The sequence below is a fragment of the Alcaligenes aquatilis genome (genome assembly GCF_003076515.1).
Classification (GTDB): domain Bacteria; phylum Pseudomonadota; class Gammaproteobacteria; order Burkholderiales; family Burkholderiaceae_B; genus Alcaligenes; species Alcaligenes aquatilis.
This window is the reverse complement of sequence record NZ_CP022390.1, coordinates 204,810-224,041: the sequence shown is the minus strand read 5'-3', so window position 1 is coordinate 224,041 and position 19,232 is coordinate 204,810. Positions and strand designations below refer to the sequence as shown.

The window sequence follows — 19,232 nt, the reverse complement described above, 5'->3', positions numbered from 1 at the left end:
AAAAAGCGATCAGACAAAGCGAATGGCGCAGTATCTAGATTATCAAGCAAGGTGACAATCCGTACACAGGCACAGTCAAGGGGAAAACCCTCAAAGGCTAAATGGCAAAGACACGTGTGTCTGGCGGGGGTAAAGCCAGTCCAGGATGCTCGGCCGCAAAATGATGCATGCGCTCCAGCGCCACGCCAATCACTGCCTGGGCGGTCTGCGTTAAAGGGTCAGGCCGCCAACTGGCGACCAGGCGCAAGTCGGGCAAGGCATGCTCACACACAATCTCCTGATACAGCCCACTGTCCAACTGACGGCTGACTGCCGCCAAGGGCAAAGTCGCAATGCAAGGTTGAGCTTCAATCAATTGCATGCTGGCGGCAATCGAAGAGACATAGTGAATCCGTGCCTGATCCACCGGCAAGGGTTCGAGCAATTGCACCAAGGCCAGATGCGGCTGGGAGCCACGGGGAAACGTCACTAAAGGCCAACGCTGCACCAGTTCCTGCAAGCCGCTACGTACCGGCATGGATTCATCGGCCATGCACACCCAGCCCATACGCATGGAGCCCATCGGCAGGTTGCGTATGCCATCCCCCATGATGGGGTCGGTCTGCAAGGCCACATCAATGGTGCCGCGCTTGAGCAAGTCATGCAGGCGCAAGGTGGATTCGGCGGTCAGCTCTATTTCCAGTTCGGGGTAGAGGGCATGCAACTGACGAATCAAATCCTTGAACCAGGTATGCACAATGGATTCGACCACACCCAGGCGCATACGGCCGCTTAAACGGCTGGAGCCTGCCAGGGCCTCGCGCAAATCGTGCTCCATACCCAGCATCTGCTCGGCATACTGCATCAGCTTGCGTCCTGCCGGGGTCAGGCGTAGATCACGATGACCGCGCTCAAACAGGGTTTTCTGAAACTCGCTTTCCAGAGCCGCAATCCGCCCTGAGACAGCCGCTTGCGTCAAATGCTGCTTGTTCGCGGCTGCACGAAAACTGCCCAAGCGAGCGATCCAGATAAAGGTTTCCAAAAAGCGGATATTCATGCACCTGTCCTTTCGGGCTTGATCATGGCAGCCAGATGATACTGACTGCGCTGTTCACCAGGAACAGAGACAATCAGGCCCACACCATCCCCCACAAAAGCCTGCGTAGGCAAAGCATGGCCATGCGGCTGACCAGCAGCAATCTGAGCATGGCGCAGCAAGGAGACATGCGGACGAAAAAGACGTGGTTGCCGGGTCCAGCCCAAGGCAATCAGTTTGGCCCAAATCTCTTCGTGCCACTGCTGCAAGGCCGTCAATGCCTGGCTTTGCGACGCGTCCGGCCCGGCCCACACCACTCGCGGTTTCTCAAACACATCACACATTGTCAGGTCCATCTTGATCTGCGGCTCCGTCCATTGCGCCATCTGTGTCGCCAAGGTCTGCAGATCAGACACGCGGCTGCCATCCAGAAATGCCAGTGTTAAGTGAAAGTGATCGGGCTGCATAATGCGCCCGCCGTAAATCGCATGCGCCTGCAGCGCCTGTTCGGCCAGCCAGGCACGGGTTTGTACGTCCGGCCACCAACCGATAAATGCGCGCAAAACGTGATCGGCATCAAGCGACTGCAGGTCCAGCGTAGGCAAGGGAATCGTCATCAGCAAACCCTCAAACAAGACGGATCGAGAAAAAGGGCGTTTAGCCTAAGCCCTACAAAGACGGCGCGCCAGATCATAAACAATATCCAAGGCCGGCAATTGCGTGCGACCTGACAAACGTACCGTGTTCGCAAACGGCCACAAAGTGCCGCAGCTTGCGAAAGCCCATGCTTGTCCCCTTGCTGACGCTTGAACCGGCTTATGCACAGACCGCATCAACTTGATGATTTTTTGGCGTTTGAGCCGCGCATTGTACCTGCATAGAATATGCTCGACCGCTTGGAAAGCCTATAAAAATACCGGAGACAACCATGGCTGTTTCCCCGACACAGCCGGGTACGCGCCACCACGTTTTAACAACCACCGGCTTGCTGTCGCTGGCAGGCAGGCCCCCTTCTTTAGAGCGCCAAGCCTTCGCAACAACCTCCCCCGACCGGGGTATGGCCCGAGACATCATCATGGCCAATACGCAGACCCTGTCGGGCTAGATTGCCAAACGCAAAGTCTCCTGTCACTGCCCTACGCATGTGAGCAGGCCACGCAGTGGGTACAAAAACGCAAACCCGCCTTACTGGGTTAAGCCGAGCCAGATGCAGGCAACGATCACCCGACATAACGAAGTGGATTACAAGCCCTTCATTTACAAAACCTGACGTTTTTCTCTGTTTCCAAAACGCAAAACGATAGACGCCTAAAAACTCCATACCTAATATAAGCGGAGCGGTCCGAACCCCAGACCGACACACAGCACAGGAGTAGCACGATGGGTATTATCTCCATGATTATTGTGGGCTTTATCGTAGGTTTGCTGGCACGAGCCATCATGCCCGGCGACCAAAAAATGGGATGGATAATGACAACCATCCTGGGTATTGTCGGTGCCTTTGTGGCAGGTTATCTGGGACAAGCCATGGGCTGGTACGTGCCAGGGCAAGGCGCAGGCTGGATCGGCTCCATCGTGGGTGCCATCATCGTCCTCTTTGTCTACGGACTGATCAGCAAAAAAGCGTAAAACGCCGTATAAATACAAAACCGCAGCCTTGCAGCTAATGTGATTGGCAATCCGCAGTATCCCCACGGCCACACACTACTGGAAGGCTGCCATACCGCAGTCTGCCAGTCTGCATAAGGCGCGATTCACTGATACCTGTAGCTATCGCGACCCTGACTCACAGAAAAAACAGACGCTGTGTCATTGACCGCCAGCGCCTGAACACACAAAGCCTGACGCTCCCGGAGCCAGTCATGCCCTACACGATCACCTTAAGTCGCATTTACGACGCCATCCATGAGCCTGCCGGCAAAGCGGCCCGTGTACTCACAGACCGCCTCTGGCCACGCGGTCTGAGCAAAGACGAGTTGGGCGACATCCAATGGCTGCACGAGGCCAGCCCGGCAAGCGAATTGCGCAAAAATTTTCATAGCGGCGCCATCTCCCCCGAGCAATTCCAGCACCGCTATCACGAACAACTGCAGCACGACCCCGACGCCTTGTTTCCCCTGATGAAACTGGCCCGCCAAGGCGAGCTGCAATTGCTAACCGCCACCCACGACCCGCAAACCTCCTATCTGACGGTGCTGAAACAGGCTGTGATCGAGGCTTTGGCCAAAGAGGATCGCCTACACGACGGCAATGAACCCAGTTCGCCGGTTTGTTACGCGCACGTAGTGAAAGAAGACAAGCAATAAGCCGTGACTGGCTATCCCTGCGGCCGCCCGACAGTATTAGCGCCAGGCGCATTGCGCGCCCCCAGCAGACGCTGCACCAACCCCTGCACACACGCCTCGCGCCGTGAGTCCGGCGCATAGTCCGCTCGCAAAGTCGACCAGGCCGGATGAATCCGTGCCTGTGCCAGCTCCTCCGGCAGACCTTGTGCCCGCCACACGTTCAACTCCCGCTGCAAGGCCTGATCGAAATTCTCGGCATCAATCTCGCCCAGGCGAATCGGCGTCTGTGCGGCATGACCGCGTCGCTCCAAAGCCGCCATCAAACTTAGCTGCCGCACCGCCAGCAAACGCAAGACGGCATCATCCACGCTAAGCTCAGTCTCGCCCCGCAACTTGCCCATCAAACGCTGGCCCCATTTGTCCGCGCCTTGCCACAAACCACCTGCCAAGGCGCCCAGAACCGTCCCGGTTCCTAAGCTCAGACCGCCCGTCATCACATCCAGCGTCGCGCCGGCCATGGCACCGGCAGCCACACCCTTGCCCAACTGCACGCCAAACTCCTTCAAGGCCTGGGGATCAAACAAGTCCATGCCCCAACGACCACCGTCAAAATGCAGCAGGTCCGCCACCACATCCTGACGGCCAAAGCTGTAGCGCTTGAGCAAAGCCTGCACACTCTTGGCCTCGCGCGCCAAGACCGGCTCCTTTAACTGCTGCGCGGCCAGTTCCATGGCCTCCTTGTCCGAGGGTGTACTGACCCGCCAGGCCGCCACATCCACCAGCAATTCTGCCAGCAGCCGCATCGCGTCTCGACGCCGCAATACCGCCTGCTGCGCCAAATCCACTTTCAACTGCTGCAACACTCCGGCCTGCGTCTCCAGCAGAACGGCAAGCTTGTCGTACAGTAAAGCCTCGCCATCCAAAGCCGGTGCCACCGTATCGAACTCCGCCAAGGCATGCAGCCCCAGACGTGCCAACGCACTGCGCCATTCCTGTACCCGCGCCTGCGGACTACGCACGAAATTGAGCACAGGCAGCAAAGGCCGCCCGCTATAGGCCAACAAAGTCAGCTCGTCCTTATGCTTGCTCAAGACAGGATCGCGCGCATCCACCACATACAAACCCGCATCGCAAGATTGCAACTTGCGCAGCACACGGGCTTCCTGCTCGAAACGGCCCTGTGCCGCCGGGGACTCCAGAAAACGACGTATCCGCTCCGGTCCATCAATACGTTCACCGGGCTGGCTGAGCTGATCCATAAAGTCCAGCAAGGCCATGCTGTCTTCCAGGCCGGGGGTGTCGAACAGCTCCACCAGGGCCTCGCCGTCCACCGTCAGTCTGGCTCCTTCCACATGCCGTGTAGTGCCAGGGCTATTGCTGATCTGACCAAACTCCGTATCCCGTGTCAGGGTACGCAGCAAAGAGGTTTTACCCGTATTGGTGTGACCCACCACCGCCAGCGTCAAAGCCGCCGCACTCATGATGGCTCCTTCGTAGACAAGTCTGGCCATTGATCGTGAATCTGCCCAGGCGCAAAGCCTGCCGCCACCAAGCGCTCATGCCAACTGCGACGGCGCGTCTGGTCCGGGTCGGCCAAGGCGTCGTCCAGCAACACCACATCGGATTGCTGGGCCAACTGTGCCCATTCAACCAGCGTTGCCACCACACCACGGTCCGGCGTCTGGGCGGCATCACATACCATCAACAAATGGCGAGGACTGGCCGACTGCAAGCGCCCCAGAATATCCAGGCGCTCAGCGCGCGAATCCACCCGGCCCAAGTCCTGCATCTGTGTCTGCACGAAAGCAGGCGGCCAGCTATGTTCTGGCGGTAACTCCAGCCCCACCACGCACAGCGCATTAGCGGTCAAAGGCGTGCTGGGCTGGCTTTGAATGCGAGCCACCCTGTCGGGCGATGCCAATTCATCCACGCCCGTCGGTTCGCTGGCTGGCATCAAGCGCGGACGCAACTCTGCCAGGCCCGGCAGGCTGTCATCCAGACTCAAGCGAGCCGTATGTTTACGCCATTGCCACAGGCTCCAGGCCAAGGCCAGCACACGAGGCAGCAAACCATAGGTGACCACCGCGCCCAACAGCCAACTGGACCACAGGGCCTGAGCCTGGGCATCCAGCACTTGCAGGCCATCGCTGCTACGTATGGTGAAGGTATCGGGCTGGGCAAAGCCCAATAAGGACGGCAGGGCACCCAGGCCTTCAACCAGCCAGACAAAGCTATCTGGCGTCAAAAGCGTGGTTTCCCAATTGAAGTGATAGCGGCGCGAAGCCAGCAATAACAGCAGGGTGCTCAAGGCTGACAAAAAGGCCAGCACCCACAAGCTATGGCTGATCAGACCCGCTAGCCAGGACTGGCTCCCTCGGCGTGCCAGTACGGCGGCAAAAGCCTGGGGTACCAGACTGGCATCGCCTTTGACGAAGCGGCGACTTAGCCACCACCAGGCATCACTGGCCCAACTGCCTGTGCCAGCGCTTTTACCGGACCAGAACAAGCTGAACAGCCAGAAAATAAAGGTCAGCGCGTGCAAACCCAGCAAAGCCCCCAAGGCCGTCAATACATTCACGGCTCGACTGCCATCGCCCAGTGCTCCTGCAGCGGTCCCGGCGCCTGCCAACAAAGCCAGCACCGCCATGGCGATCAGCAGGAGGCGGGCCATACGCCACCAACGCGTCCAGGCTTGTTCCAGCCCATCGCGCCGCGCCAGAGCCAAAGCGCGTGCCGATACACGTTGAGCAAATGAGCCACCCGCCGCCCGCGCACGGCGCGATTCAGACAGGTCCTCAATAGGGCCCCACAGGGTTTCGCGCAAACGTATGGCTTCCACCAGAGTTTGCTGCTGCCAGGAGCCGACGGATTCAGACGGTTTCATGGCACTGGCCACCACTTAAAGGAGTACCGGTTCGTCAGGCAAAGCATTGCCCGCCGCACCCGGAGTCTGCGTCGGGGCGCCTTTTTGCAAGACCGCTTCGATGGCACTGACCGCCCCCAGCAAGCCGGACAAATACTCGCGCGAGGCCAGATCTTTCTCCAGTTGCCGACAGATCTGTTCCCATTGCGCCGGATCGGCCTGGATACCCCGGTCCGCAATGATATGGATACGGCGTTGGCCCAAGGCCAGGTACAGCAAAACGCCAGAATTCAAAGGCGTATCCCAGACACGCAAACGGCCAAAAACCTCCAGAGCACGTTGGGCGCTGTCGGCTTCATGAGCGGGTAAAACGGCTTCAATGGCAACGACCAGCTCACCGCTATGATCCTCTTCACCTTTGCGGATCTGTTCAGCCAGATGGCCCAGCATTTCAGCATTGAAATAACGACGGCGCAGCCATTGACCTTGCACCGACGCCCAGCCCGAGAGTTCTTTCCAATTCACACTCATATCGCTCCCCTGTGGCCTTACCAACTACCGGAAGCGCCACCGCCTCCGCTACCGCCACCACCGCCGCCGCTGCCTCCGCCAAAACCACCGAAGCCCCCGCCACTGCCACCATTTCCACCAAAGCCACCGGAAGAATAACCGCCCAACCCTCCAATGACGCCACCACGGCGCGAGGCACGCCCGGAACTGGACTTACCGCCCGCACCAAAGAGTCGGCCAATCAGGCTCAATCCAGCGCCCACAACAGCAGCCAACAAGGCCAAGCCAATACTGCCCGAGACAATCAGGGTAAAGACGCCTGCGGCAAAAGCAGCAAACAAGGGAGAGGCAAAAAACACAATTGCCCCCACAGCCAGCAAAGGCTCCCAGAACACGCCTTCTTCACCTGACGAAGTAACAGGCGCATTCTTAGGGGGAGGGGGAAGCTCTTCACCATTGACCAAGCCCACCAGACTATCGGCAGCAGCCTGAATACCAGCGTAGAAATTGCCTTCCATAAAACGAGGCGTCATCTGTTCGCGAATGATGCGGCCAGCCTGCAAATCGGTCACTGCGCCTTCCAAGCCGTAGCCGGTCTGGATACGCATGCGGCGATCATCCTTGGCCACCAGCAGCAAGATGCCGTCATCCACTTTTTTGCGGCCAATTTCCCACTGATCAAAAACACGCAAGGCGTATTGCTCGATGGTTTCGTCACCCGTGGTGGGCACCATCAAAATGACCACCTGTGCGCCTTTTTCCTGCTCCACCGCCTTGAGCTGCTGGTTCAGGGCGTCTTTTTGATCCGGACTCAAGGTGCCCGTGGTATCGGTCACCCAACCCGCAATGGCGGGAATAGGCTCGGGTTTGGCATGCGCTTGTGCCCAGGGCCAGCACAAGAACAGCAGTGCCATCAACCAGCCACAAACCCAGACCAGCCTGCCAGAACGTGCAGACCCAGGCCCAGCAGTCCGTGCAAGATCGTGCACGCTCATGGTGCCACCTCCAGAATTAATCAAGACCCGGCAGGAGCAGGGGTCGCAGGGATATCAAACTTGACCTCGGGATCCCGCGTGATCTCGCTTTGACGATCCACACCGTAGTTTTCCTTGACCTTGTAACCAAATAGCTTGGCGGTAATCAGGGTAGGGAACTGACGAATGAACAGGTTGTATTCCTGCACAGCCTGTACATAACGGCCACGCTCGGTAGCGATACGGTTTTCCGTGCCTTCAAGCTGTGTCATCAAATCACGGAACAGGCCGTCGCTTTTCAGTTGTGGGTAGTTTTCCGAGACGGCAATCAAACGCGACAAGGCCGAGGACAACTGGTTCTGGGCTTGCTGGAAACGCGCCATGACTTCGGGATTGTCCAGATCATCCACTTTCATCTGAATCGTGCCGACCTTGGCGCGAGCCTCAGTGACTTGGGTGAGCACCGCACGCTCGTTAACCATATAGGCATTGACCGAGCTGACCAGTTTGGGCACCAGTTCGGCCCGGCGCTCGTATTGATTCAAGGTTTGCGACCAAGCAGCCTTGACCTGCTCGTCCAGGCGCTGGATCTCGTTATACCCACAACCAGAGAGCAAGACCGCTACACTGCTGATAAAGACCCATCGTATCCATGATGTCATGATTTTTTCCTGCAAAAATAAGCAGATAAACAACAAAAAAGGGTTCTAACCCATTCGCTCGGGCACCTGCCAAACCGAGCCCGGCAGTGCGTGCACGCCCAGCGTAAACCGCGTCCCGCCGCATAACAAGTGCGTCTATGACGGCGCTTAACAATTTCTGTCAAATCCGGCTACGCAGCAAGCCTGACCTTTGATGCTTGAAACAGGTTGTTTTAACGCGACCACTCAAAATGATACAAGATGGTCAATGAGGATTTTTACTGATTTCACGCTATAATGGCTGATTGCGCAGCGCACCAATCACTGCGCCTCTTGCAGCAGGCGGCGTTCTTGCCCCTGCCGTGGCATCGTCGCCATAAACAAAATACCTTAGCCTGGATTGGTAGGGCCCCAAAGAGGGCTTTTGGGCTAGTCACTGGAAAATTCTTGGACTCTCAAATCACTTTTGCCTCTCTTGAGCTGGCAGAACCTCTGTTGCGTGCTGTAACCGACGCAGGCTATACCCACCCCACCCCTATTCAGGCCCAGGCTATCCCTAAGGTCATTGAAGGTGGTGACCTGTTGGCCGCTGCTCAAACCGGCACTGGCAAGACCGCAGGCTTTACCCTGCCTATCTTGCACCGTCTGCTGAACAACCCTCAGCAAAATCGTAAACCAGGCCGCCCACGTGCGCTGATCCTGGCTCCTACCCGTGAACTGGCCGCCCAGGTTGAAGAATCGGTACGTTTGTACAGCCAGCACACCCGTCTGCGCTCGATGGTCATGTTTGGTGGCGTGAACATCAACCCCCAGTTCCATGCCCTGCGCAAGCCACTGGACATTCTGGTCGCGACCCCTGGCCGTTTGCTGGATCACGTGCGTCAACGCACGGTAGACCTGACTGGCGTGGAAATTCTGGTGCTGGACGAAGCCGACCGCATGCTGGACATGGGCTTTATCCGCGACATTCGCAAGATCATCAGCCTGATGCCCGTTGAGCGTCAGACCCTGCTGTTCTCGGCTACCTTCTCGGACGAAATCCGTGAGCTGGCCCGCAGCTCGCTGAACAACCCGGTCGAAGTGGCTGTTGCTGCTCGCAACACCACCAATGAACTGATTACCCAGCAAGTGATTCTGGCTGACCAGGCACACAAACGTGACCTGCTAAGCCACATCATCCGCGAAAGCAGTTGGAACCAGGTGCTGGTGTTCTGCCGCACCAAGCACGGCGCCAACCGTTTGGCCGAAAAACTGTCCAAAGACGGTATGGCGGCTGAAGCCCTGCACGGCAACAAGAGCCAGGCGGCTCGTACCCGTGCGCTGGCCGGCTTCAAGAACGGCAAGGTTGTGGTGCTGGTTGCCACCGACATCGCCGCACGTGGTCTGGACATTGATCAACTGCCTTACGTGGTGAACTTCGAACTGCCTAACGTGCCTGAAGATTACGTTCACCGTATTGGCCGTACTGGCCGTGCCGGTAGCGAAGGTGTGGCCCTGTCGCTGGTCGATCGCAGCGAAATGCGTTTGCTCAAGCAGATCGAGCGCATGACCCGCAATCCTATCGAGCGCATCGTGGTGGAAGGCTGGACGCCTCCCTCGCGTGCTGCTCTGGCTGAAGAAGCCAAGGAAGACACCTACGCAGAGCGCCGTTTCCACAGCGCTCCTGGCCCTGGTGCTCGTGCTCCAGCAGGTGCTCGTCGCACGGGTGGCGGTGGTGGTCAGGCTCGCTCGCCTGAAGGCCGTGGTGGTAATGGCGAAAGCCGTCCACGCCGTCCTGGCAATGACAACCGTCCACGTCGCAGCGCCGCTCCTGGTGGTGCAGGTGGTGGTGCTGCCCGTGCCGGTCAAGGCCGCCCCGGTGGCCGTCAGGACAGCCGTGGCCCGAACCGCAGCAACCGCAGCGCCGCCCAAGCCAAAGCCTAAACCCTGCAAAAGGGGCTGTGCCTGCCAAAGGCGGGCACAGCGCCCGCCTTTGAACCGAGCACACCATGGCACTGAGCACCTGGCTCGCCTTTTTCGCGGCTTCCTGGGTCATTTCCTTCTCACCCGGTCCCGGCGCGATCTCCTCCATGTCCTCGGGCCTGAAATACGGCTTCAAACGTGGGTATTGGATGGCGATTGGCCTGAATATCGGAATCATGATCCAGATATTCATCATCAGCCTGGGGCTTGGACAAGTCCTGGCGCGCTCGGAACTGGCGTTCACCACGCTTAAGTGGCTGGGCGCGGCGTACCTGATTTATCTGGGCTGGAAGCAATTACGCACTGACGCCATGCCGGTGCAGGTCACAGGCCAGGCACCCAGCGATTTTCGCATTCGTGATCTATTGCTTCGTGGTTGTCTGATCAATATCACCAACCCCAAGGGGCTGGTATTTCTGCTGGCCATCATGCCCCAGTTTCTGGACTTGAATCGGCCCATGCCACTGCAATACCTGCTGATCGCCATGACCCTGTGCTTTACGGATCTGGTGGCCATGGGTTGCTACACTTCGCTGGCCGCACGCATGTTGCATTTGCTCCGTCAGGCCAGCCACGTACGGCTGCTGAACCGCGTATTCGGTTCGCTATTTATCTTGGCAGGGACGGTATTGGCCGGCGTGTCGCGTTAGCCTTGTGCACGCATCAACTTGCCCCCAAGCCCTGCTTTACGGATAATTCGCTCACTGTTTTCCACGCGCCAGACTGGCGCTGCCACAAGGATTTTCAATGTCGTCCGGTGACATACGCTCTGAAGTCAAGAAACGCCGCACCTTTGCCATCATTTCGCACCCTGACGCGGGTAAGACCACACTGACTGAAAAACTGCTGCTGTTCGCAGGTGCGATTCAGATTGCAGGGAGCGTCAAGGCCCGTAAAGCCAGCCGCCATGCCTCCTCGGACTGGATGGAAATTGAAAAACAACGTGGTATTTCGGTGGCCTCCTCGGTCATGCAGATGGAGTACCGCGACTGCGTGATCAACTTGCTCGACACCCCTGGTCACCAGGACTTCTCGGAAGATACCTACCGTGTGCTGACCGCTGTGGACGCCGCCTTGATGGTGATTGACGCGGCCAACGGTGTGGAACCGCAGACCATCCGCCTCTTGCAAGTGTGCCGGGCTCGCAATACGCCCATCATCACCTTTGTGAACAAGCTGGACCGCGAAGTTCAAGAGCCGCTGGATGTGCTGTCGGAAATTGAATCGCACCTGGGTATGGAAGTGGTGCCTTTTTCCTGGCCTATCGGGATGGCACGTCGCTTTGGCGGTGTGTTCAATCTGCGCGCCAATCATATGCGTGTGTTCAAACCCGGTCAGGAACGCCATGGCCAGGATGAAATCATCCCCGGCCTGGACAACCCCGTGATTGCCGAGCGTTTTGGCGAACCCTTTGAAAAGGCACAGGAAGAGATTGAGCTGCTCAACGCCGCCGCCCCAGAGTTCGACCTGGAAATGTTCCTGGCTGGCCAGCAAACGCCTGTTTTCTTTGGCTCGGCCATCAATAACTTTGGTGTGCAGGAAGTGCTGGACGCGCTGGTTGACCTGGCCCCTTCTCCAGGCCCACGCGCCGCCTTGCAGCGCGAAGTGCAGCCCGACGAACCCAAGTTCAGTGGTGTGGTGTTCAAGGTGCAAGCCAATATGGACCCCGCCCACCGTGACCGCGTGGCCTTTGTGCGCGTCAGCTCGGGCCATTTCAAGCGCGGCATGAAACTGAAAGTGTCACGTACTGGCAAGGAAATTCGCCCCAACAACGTGGTGTCCTTCCTGTCGCAACGTCGTGAACTGCTGGACGATGCCTTTGCCGGTGACATCATCGGTGTCCCCAATCACGGCATCCTGCAATTGGGCGACGTGCTGACTGAAGGCGAAAACCTGCAGTTCACCGGCTTGCCGTTCTTTGCCCCTGAACTGTTCCAGTCCATTGAGGTCAAAGATCCTTTGCGCACTAAACAGTTGCGTACCGGCCTGACCCAACTGGGTGAAGAGGGCGCCATTCAGGTGTTCCGTCCCCATATGGCAGGGGGCATGATGCTCCTGGGTGCTGTCGGCCAACTGCAGTTTGAAGTGGTGGCACACCGCCTGAAAACCGAATACGGTGTGGAAGCACGCCTATCGTCCAGCCGCTTTAACCTGGCTCGTTGGGTCACCGCCAAAGACCCTAAAGACATGAAGAAGTTTATCGAGACCAACGCCGGCAATATTGCCTATGACGTGGTCGAGGCCATTGCCTTTTTAGCAACATCGCCTGCGCAACTGCGTGTGGCTCAGGAGCTCAATCCAGGCATTGAATTTCACGCATTACGTGAACACGGTGGACACGTTTTCGGGGATGCCGTCTAATTCTGTCACAAGAACAGGGCCGACATTTCGCTACAATGACGGCTCTTTTCTTTTAATAACGCGCATCCGACCCATCGGATCGCTCCTGACTCAAAACCGAGACATCGCTTATGCCCTGGCGTTTTATCATTGCTGTCTTGCTGCTGGCCGCAGGTGCCTCAGTGTGGGGCGGCCTGGAACTGGGGAACTGGCTCATCGCGCACGGCCCAGAGAAGTCTATGGTGGTCAGTACGCCTGATCCGTCCGATCTGCCTACGCTCGATGCCGATGGCAAGCCCTTTACCGCCCAGCCGCCACAACCCTTGATCAACGGTCGCTTAGGCGTGCCACAAGCCCCAACGCCGATTGCTTGGGAAATCGACACGTCTACCCTTACTGAAGAGCAGCCTCCCATTGCTTTGGCCACAACCTCCATTTCGCTGGAGCAGGCGATACAAATCGCCATGGCTGAGCAGAACCGGGAGTTGCAAGGAATTGCCCGCGTGAATCTGGGTGGCACCGAGCCCATTCAGCCGGTCGATGTCGGCACACCACCGCCACCACCACCACAAGATATTCAAGTGGCCAGCAACAATGGCGGCGCCTGGCAGGCACAACTGCAGCAAGAGTTAAATGCCTGTAGCCAAAAAGGATTTTTTGATCGCCCAAGTTGCTCCTGGGACGCCCGGAATAAATATTGCGGTCCAAACGATGCATGGGGCAAGGTTCCTGGCTGTCCAAAAAAATCCTTCTAAAGAAACAGCCGCGTTTTTTTGACCACTACCACCCTTTACCCTTAAGCACTTCACGTCCAAGGCCGCGCACTGCGAATGGCAGGGAAAATAAAAAAGCACCCGTTAGAGAACGGGTGCTTTTTATTGTCTGAGCAACCAGCAAGCTTACTCGCCGTGATCGCCCATCTGTGATTGCAGGTAGTTCTGCAGTCCCACTTTTTCGATTAGCTCCAGCTGTGTACCCAGCCAATCGATGTGTTCTTCGGTATCGTCCAAAATCTTCAAAAACAAATCACGCGAGACATAATCGCGGGTGGACTCACAGTACTCAATCGCTTCCACCACCGTCTGACGGGCAGCCTGTTCCAGCTTCAAGTCACAGCCCAGCAGTTCAGGCACGTTCTCACCGATCATGATCTTGTGCATGTCCTGCAGGTTGGGCAGGCCGTCCAACATGAAGATACGTTCAATCAGCATATCGGCGTGCTTCATCTCGCCGATGGACTCGTCATACTCATGTTTGCCCAGCTTGTTAAAGCCCCAATGGTTCAACATGCGAGCGTGCAAGAAGTATTGATTGATTGCTGTTAGTTCGTTCTTTAGCTGCTTGTTCAGATGCTGAATTACCACTTTATCGCCAAACATGCTGTTCTCCTGTAAATCTGACGGCGCTCCCCCCAAGGAGCCGCCGAGCCCCCACAAACGCTACTGCCGCCAGTGATCGCACACAAGCGCGATATAGGCAAAAACACAGTGGGGGGTGAATGTGACAGGCTACCATGCACGCATGGGCAATGGCTTAAAAAACAAAGAAGCACCCAGAAAGCGTTGCACTTTTGGGTTAGTAGCAGGAACAATAACAATCATTCCCACTAGCAACAGCGGGAATGTGAAATCCTGATCAAAAACACGCGCTTAGGCGCGACAAACAAGGCGGCCGAACTCAGGGGCAGGGATCAGGCTGTCGTTGGCAGCGTAATCCACCCGGGCGGTTTCAAGGCTAGCAATCATGGTTTGATTGGCATAGCGCCCGCCGGGCAAATAATCCTGAGCCGTCTCGGCGCAGCAGCCACAGCAAGACGCCACGCCAAGCTGACCTTGCAGGTCTGCCAGGCTGGAAGCGCCGCCACGTACAGCTTCTTGTACTTGACGCTCGGTGATCGCGTTACATATGCAGATAAACATGAGAACTATTATTATCAAGAAACATAAAAATATCAAGAGTCATTCTCATTAAGAAAGCTATCACGCCAACATATATCCAAGAAGCGCTTTCCGCCTGCCTTTGCAGGCTGACCCAACACCGACAAACGCATCAATTCTGCAACAAGTGGTCCATCAACAAGCGCGCAGCGGGCGACAAGCTATAACGGCTACGCACACACAAGGCGACACGACGAGCCGTCCAAGGTTCCTTGATCACACACATCACCAGGCCCAGGCTTTGCACATAGGATTGCGCCACAGAGCGCGGCAGCACACCAATGCCAAGACCGGCCTCAATCATGCGGCATTGGGCATCATAGCTGGTTACCTGTACACGGCAACGCCAGGTACGCTCCAGCTCGCTGGCAGCACGTAACAGCAAAAGATTGGGGTGACTGCCGGTATGCATCCCGACATAGTCAAAATCCAGCGTTTCACTAAAGGCCAGCTCGTTCCGTCCAGCCAATGGATGATTCGCCGACACCAGCAAAACCAACTGGTCCTGACGGTAGTCGTAGTACTCCACCTCAGCACTACCTACGCCTCGAATCAACACACCCAGATCCGCATTATTGTCAGCCACCGCCTGCGCGACTCCGGCACTGATCCGCTCCTCCAACGACACCCGCACTTTAGGATGACGCGCCATAAAAGAGCTTAGGGCCTGCGGCAGAAATTGCGTGATGGAGGACAGGTTCGCCGCAATCCGCACATTGCCGGTAGCCCCTCCGGCAAAGTCACGCATCAAGGCCCCCATGGCGTCCATATCATCGAGCAAACGCTGAGCCATGGCGGCCAGCGATTTACCTGCTGCGGTCGGATACACACCTTTATTGCTACGCTCGATCAAAGCCGCGCCTAATTGCTGCTCCAGATCGCTAAGGCGCTTGCTGACTGCCGCAGGCGCAATGTGAAACTGCTCGGCCGCCCCCGAGATGGTGCCGCGTTCCAGCACCAACAAAAATAGTCGCAAAGATTTGGGATCGATGTTCATAAGCCGGTATTCCATCCTAGGAGAGGCGAATCGACAAGCGCCTTACCATCATAAATTGCGATAGCACCATCGTATTTTGACGCTGTACTCACGTCATTAGCGATGACAGACTACACAAATAATACGGAACCTGATTATTTAAATCGGGGAAAAATAGTAAAGGGAGAACAAATGCGCGACAGCGACAATCTGAAAGGGGGGTTTGACGGCACCCTGCCCTTGGGGCAACAGCCAGCTTTGGTCGTTATCGACTTTCAACGCGGTTTTACAGAGCCTGGTCTGACACCACTGGCATCAAACTGCGACAGCCAGATCGAGCAAACCAATGCCTTGATCGGCGCCATGCGTGGCAAGGGCCGCGTTATTTTCACCATCATTGGCTACGAAGCTCATCTGGCCGACGCCAATCTGTGGCTGACCAAGGCTTCGTCATTGCGCTGCCTGCTGCGCGGCTCCTCGGCCTGTGAGCTGGATCCACGGCTCGATTACGACCCTGCACAAGACATCATCCTGTACAAGACCCAGGCCTCCGCCTTTTATGGCACGCCACTGCCCGCCTTGCTGGCCCATCAAGGCTGCGACATGCTGATTATGACCGGCGCCACCACCAGCGGTTGCGTGCGTGCCAGCGTGGTAGACAGCCTGCAATCAGGATTTGCCCCGTTCGTGGCTGAAGATGCGGTAGCTGACCGCTCACCAGCCCAACACCGCAGCAATCTGGTCGATATGGCCAGCAAATACGCCGAAGTACTGCCCTCGGCCAACTTGATCGCCCATTTACACACGCTTTAACGCCACACAAAAAAAGAAACCACAGGAGACATTCATGAAAAAAGCCCTGACAGCGGCTCTGGCCGCCTGCACCCTGACGCTGGGCATCTCGCCTGCGCACGCCCAAGAAGTCGAGCTGACCTTTTCAACCTACCTGCCACCGGCTTACGAATACGCCTGGAAACCCATCGAGAACTTCGTTCAGAACGTAGAAAAAGAAAGCCAGGGCCGCATCAAGATCAATGTGTTCCATTCCGGCCAGTTGTTTGACGGCTACGAGGAACTGCCTGCCCTGTCGCGTGGTGACGTGGACATCATCAACATGACCAGCACCTACCCCAGCGGTACCATACCTGCGCTGAACATTTTCACCCTGCCATTTCTGTTTGACAGCACGGCTCACCTAAAGCGCGCCCTGGACCAGGGCCTGTTCAAGCTAGGTGCCGAGCAGGAGCTGCGCGACACGCACGATGCCGTTGTGCTGGGCCTGGCTCCCTGGGATCCGTACGAGTTCTACAGCCGCAAGTCCCCCATCAATTCGGCCGCTGATGCCAAGGGTAAAGTCTGGGCCTCGACCAGCTCCATGGACGCACGCGCACTGCAATTGCTGGGCGGCTCGCCTACCGGCATGCCGTCTTCCGAGCTATACCTGGCCTTTGACCGCGGTGTAATCGACGCGACCCCACGCCCATTGCTGACCGGTATTGGCCGCAATCTGTACGAAGTCGCCAAGTACCTTTCCATCGCCAACTTTGGTATCGACGTGTCCGTGCTGACCATCAACCGTAAAAAGTGGGAGTCCCTGCCACCTGATCTGCAAGAGATCATCCGCAAGGCCGCTCACCAGCGGGACCAAGAGCAGTTTGAACGTGTTAACGCCTTTGTAGACCAGGCTCTGACGCGCTACCAACAAGCCGGTGTAACCATCAACCGCATTGAACCTGCACAACTGGACGAGATGCGCAAACTGACCCGTCCCGCTATTGACGAGTGGAGCAAGCAGGTTGATAACGGTCCTGCCTACCTGGACCTGATCGAGAAAACCCGCCAGCCCTGATCACGCGTGAATGCACGCCAGTATGAAGTGCTGGCGTGCAGCCCTCGTGTGGAGACACCATGAATTCACTTACTCATTTCCTGGGTGCCTTTGCGCATGGCAGCAACCGAGTCGCCATTTTTGTAGCCGAAATCGCGCTGGCTGCATTGATGCTTGCCTGCACCTACGGCGTTATCGCTCGCTATGTCTTTAACAGTCCCAGCATCTATATCACTGAAATATGTGTCTATTTGCTGCTGATCTGCTCCTGGCTGTCCATAGGCTGGGTCCATCTGGAAAACCGCCACGTCAGCGTGGAGGCTTTCCATCAGAAGTTTTCTCCACGCGGCCAGCGCCTGGCCTCCTGCGTGTCGCAACTGTGCATTCTGTTTTTCTGCTTGGTGCTGCTATGGGCCGGTATTTCGGTAGTGGAAACGGCCCTTGCCCGCAACTACCGCTCATCGTCCATGCTGCGTTTCCCCCTGTGGATGGCGTACGGCATGATTCCGCTGGGTGGTACTTTGCTGGGCCTGGCTGCCCTGCGCCAATTGTTCATTCCGAACCGCGTGGAATCCAACGACAGCATCAAGGAGTTCTGACATGGATTCCATGCTCATCTTCAGCCTGATGATGGCTTGCTTTGCCATCCTGATGGTCATCGGCACCCCCATCTTCGCCGCACTGGGTGTTGCCAGTATTTCCGGCATTTTAATGAAGTCCGGACTGGCCGGTCTGGACGTCATCCCCGCCACCTTGCACCGTGGCATGGCCAGCTATTCCCTGATCGCCATCCCGCTATTTATCTTGATGGGCGAAGTCATTGCGCGAACCAGTATCGGCGGCAAGCTCTATCAGTTGTTTTACCTTTGGTTGAACCGTTTGCCCGGTGGTTTGGCAGTGGCCAGTATAGGCAGCTCGGCTGTGTTCGGTGCCATGAGCGGGGTCAGTGTGGCCGGTGCCGCCACCATTGGCCGCTTTGCCATTCCTGAAATGCTCAAGCGTGGCTACTCACCTAGCCTGTCTGGTGGCACCATTGCTGCCGCCGGTGCACTGGCCTTGCTGATTCCTCCCAGCATCGGCTTTGTGCTGTATGGCGAAATGGCGGACCAATCCATCGGCAAGTTGTTCATTGGTGCCTTGCTGCCGGCCCTGATGGTAACTGTCATGATGGTCATGTATGTCGTGTTCATTGCCATCTTCCGCCCCGAAGCTGCCCCTCGCAATGCCGAAACGGTAACTTGGGCGCAAAAGCTCGGTGCCCTGAAAGATATCTGGGCTGCCGCACTGCTGATTTTGCTGGTTCTGGGCACGATCTATCTGGGTATTGCCACCCCCACCGAAGCCGCTGGCATCGGCGCAACGGGAGCCTTTCTGATCGCCATGGCCTATGGCGAGATGAACTGGCGCACTGCACTGCAAATATTGCGCTCCACAGCCGTCACCAGCGGCATGATTTTGCTGATTCTGGCCGCAGCACTGCTGTTTGGCTACATCATGACGCGTCTGATGATTCCGCAAAAACTGGTTGCGCTGATTACCGCCTCGTCTCAGCCATCGTGGGTAATTTTAATATTCATTCTGCTGTTTCTTATTTTGATCGGCATGTTTCTGGATATTGTCTCTCTTATTCTAATTACCACCCCCGTTGTACTACCCGTTATTATTGCTCTGGGCTACGACCCATTGTGGTTTGGCATCGTCATGATTATTGCCTGCGAAATGGCCGTCATTACACCGCCGGTGGGATTGAATTTATACGTCATCAAAGGTATTGCTCCGCAGATCTCATTGCAGCAGATTACACGTGGCGCGCTGCCCTTTGTCGCCCTGGAAATTGTGGCGATTATCATCTTGACGATATTTCCAGAAATCATTCTTTGGCTACCTAGAACACTTTAAAA

At 56.8% G+C, this 19,232-nt stretch carries 21 protein-coding genes; 11 read left to right on the top strand and 10 right to left on the bottom strand.

Annotated elements, in window-relative coordinates:
- Nucleotides 1-97: 97 nt before the first annotated feature.
- Entirely contained in the window at nt 98-1,036 is a 939-nt protein-coding gene (locus CA948_RS00980; protein WP_094195273.1) for a LysR family transcriptional regulator, read from the bottom strand.
- Nucleotides 1,033-1,632 carry an RNA 2',3'-cyclic phosphodiesterase gene (gene thpR / locus CA948_RS00975; protein ID WP_108728667.1) on the bottom strand — a complete coding sequence of 200 codons (600 nt, stop codon included), beginning with the start codon at nt 1,630-1,632 and terminating at the stop codon, nt 1,033-1,035. Before thpR ends, CA948_RS00980 begins: the two co-directional genes overlap by 4 nt.
- Nucleotides 1,633-1,943: 311 nt before the next feature.
- Here thpR and CA948_RS17530 point away from each other — a divergent pair, with 311 nt between their 5' ends.
- The 3 genes from CA948_RS17530 to CA948_RS00965 all read left to right on the top strand — a co-directional run bounded on the left by CA948_RS17530 (nt 1,944) and on the right by CA948_RS00965 (nt 3,321).
- Nucleotides 1,944-2,120 carry a hypothetical protein gene (locus tag CA948_RS17530; RefSeq protein WP_159063886.1) on the top strand — a complete coding sequence of 59 codons (177 nt, stop codon included), beginning with the start codon at nt 1,944-1,946 and terminating at the stop codon, nt 2,118-2,120.
- A gap of 275 nt (nt 2,121-2,395) precedes the next feature.
- Nucleotides 2,396-2,644, top strand: a complete 249-nt coding sequence (locus tag CA948_RS00970; RefSeq protein ID WP_094195272.1) for a GlsB/YeaQ/YmgE family stress response membrane protein — start codon at nt 2,396-2,398, stop codon at nt 2,642-2,644.
- A 233-nt stretch (nt 2,645-2,877) separates the two neighbouring features.
- Nucleotides 2,878-3,321, top strand: coding sequence for a DUF488 domain-containing protein (locus tag CA948_RS00965; protein ID WP_108727084.1), 444 nt, complete (start codon nt 2,878-2,880; stop codon nt 3,319-3,321).
- Nucleotides 3,322-3,332: 11 nt separating this feature from the next.
- Here the strand turns inward: CA948_RS00965 and CA948_RS00960 are convergent, their stop codons facing one another.
- The 5 genes from CA948_RS00960 to CA948_RS00940 are packed head-to-tail and all read right to left on the bottom strand — an operon-like array spanning nt 3,333 to nt 8,309.
- On the bottom strand, nt 3,333-4,781 hold the full coding sequence (locus CA948_RS00960) for a DUF3482 domain-containing protein (protein WP_108727083.1): 1,449 nt from the start codon (nt 4,779-4,781) through the stop codon (nt 3,333-3,335).
- Nucleotides 4,778-6,184: a DUF2868 domain-containing protein gene (locus tag CA948_RS00955; RefSeq protein WP_125277879.1), complete on the bottom strand. Its 1,407-nt coding sequence runs from the start codon at nt 6,182-6,184 to the stop codon at nt 4,778-4,780. Before CA948_RS00955 ends, CA948_RS00960 begins: the two co-directional genes overlap by 4 nt.
- A gap of 15 nt (nt 6,185-6,199) precedes the next feature.
- Nucleotides 6,200-6,694 carry a TPM domain-containing protein gene (locus CA948_RS00950; protein WP_094195268.1) on the bottom strand — a complete coding sequence of 165 codons (495 nt, stop codon included), beginning with the start codon at nt 6,692-6,694 and terminating at the stop codon, nt 6,200-6,202.
- Nucleotides 6,695-6,711: 17 nt separating this feature from the next.
- A complete protein-coding gene (locus tag CA948_RS00945; protein ID WP_108727081.1) occupies nt 6,712-7,668 on the bottom strand; it encodes a TPM domain-containing protein in 957 nt (318 codons plus the stop codon).
- 20 nt (nt 7,669-7,688) lie between these two features.
- Nucleotides 7,689-8,309 carry a LemA family protein gene (locus tag CA948_RS00940; protein ID WP_094195266.1) on the bottom strand — a complete coding sequence of 207 codons (621 nt, stop codon included), beginning with the start codon at nt 8,307-8,309 and terminating at the stop codon, nt 7,689-7,691.
- Nucleotides 8,310-8,735: 426 nt separating this feature from the next.
- Here CA948_RS00940 and CA948_RS00935 point away from each other — a divergent pair, with 426 nt between their 5' ends.
- From CA948_RS00935 to CA948_RS00920, 4 genes are all read left to right on the top strand, one after another.
- Nucleotides 8,736-10,211 carry a DEAD/DEAH box helicase gene (locus tag CA948_RS00935; protein ID WP_094195265.1) on the top strand — a complete coding sequence of 492 codons (1,476 nt, stop codon included), beginning with the start codon at nt 8,736-8,738 and terminating at the stop codon, nt 10,209-10,211.
- Nucleotides 10,212-10,276: 65 nt separating this feature from the next.
- The gene (locus CA948_RS00930; RefSeq protein ID WP_094195264.1) at nt 10,277-10,900 is read left to right on the top strand and encodes a LysE family transporter; all 624 of its coding nucleotides are present in this window, start codon (nt 10,277-10,279) and stop codon (nt 10,898-10,900) included.
- Nucleotides 10,901-10,997: 97 nt separating this feature from the next.
- The gene (locus tag CA948_RS00925) at nt 10,998-12,611 is read left to right on the top strand and encodes a peptide chain release factor 3 (protein ID WP_094195263.1); all 1,614 of its coding nucleotides are present in this window, start codon (nt 10,998-11,000) and stop codon (nt 12,609-12,611) included.
- A 110-nt stretch (nt 12,612-12,721) separates the two neighbouring features.
- Nucleotides 12,722-13,345: a hypothetical protein gene (locus CA948_RS00920; RefSeq protein ID WP_094195262.1), complete on the top strand. Its 624-nt coding sequence runs from the start codon at nt 12,722-12,724 to the stop codon at nt 13,343-13,345.
- A gap of 144 nt (nt 13,346-13,489) precedes the next feature.
- On the opposite strand, the gene bfr is transcribed toward CA948_RS00920, so the two are convergent.
- The 3 genes from bfr to CA948_RS00905 form a co-directional block, all read right to left on the bottom strand.
- Nucleotides 13,490-13,969 (bottom strand): bacterioferritin, encoded by a 480-nt coding sequence (gene bfr, locus CA948_RS00915; protein WP_094195261.1) that lies wholly within the window; start codon nt 13,967-13,969, stop codon nt 13,490-13,492.
- Between the two features lie 270 nt (nt 13,970-14,239).
- Nucleotides 14,240-14,509, bottom strand: coding sequence for a (2Fe-2S)-binding protein (locus tag CA948_RS00910; RefSeq protein WP_009460253.1), 270 nt, complete (start codon nt 14,507-14,509; stop codon nt 14,240-14,242).
- Between the two features lie 130 nt (nt 14,510-14,639).
- The gene (locus CA948_RS00905) at nt 14,640-15,524 is read right to left on the bottom strand and encodes a LysR family transcriptional regulator (RefSeq protein WP_094195259.1); all 885 of its coding nucleotides are present in this window, start codon (nt 15,522-15,524) and stop codon (nt 14,640-14,642) included.
- A 171-nt stretch (nt 15,525-15,695) separates the two neighbouring features.
- On the opposite strand from CA948_RS00905, the gene CA948_RS00900 reads away from it, so the two are divergent.
- The 4 genes from CA948_RS00900 to CA948_RS00885 are packed head-to-tail and all read left to right on the top strand — an operon-like array spanning nt 15,696 to nt 19,230.
- A complete protein-coding gene (locus CA948_RS00900; RefSeq protein ID WP_108727080.1) occupies nt 15,696-16,316 on the top strand; it encodes an isochorismatase family protein in 621 nt (206 codons plus the stop codon).
- 34 nt (nt 16,317-16,350) lie between these two features.
- Entirely contained in the window at nt 16,351-17,352 is a 1,002-nt protein-coding gene (locus CA948_RS00895; RefSeq protein ID WP_094195257.1) for a TRAP transporter substrate-binding protein, read from the top strand.
- Nucleotides 17,353-17,411: 59 nt separating this feature from the next.
- Complete coding sequence (locus tag CA948_RS00890) at nt 17,412-17,930, top strand: TRAP transporter small permease (protein WP_094195256.1); 519 nt, start codon at nt 17,412-17,414, stop codon at nt 17,928-17,930.
- A gap of 1 nt (nt 17,931) precedes the next feature.
- Nucleotides 17,932-19,230 carry a TRAP transporter large permease gene (locus CA948_RS00885; protein WP_094195255.1) on the top strand — a complete coding sequence of 433 codons (1,299 nt, stop codon included), beginning with the start codon at nt 17,932-17,934 and terminating at the stop codon, nt 19,228-19,230.
- The last annotated feature ends 2 nt before the right edge of the window (nt 19,231-19,232 follow it).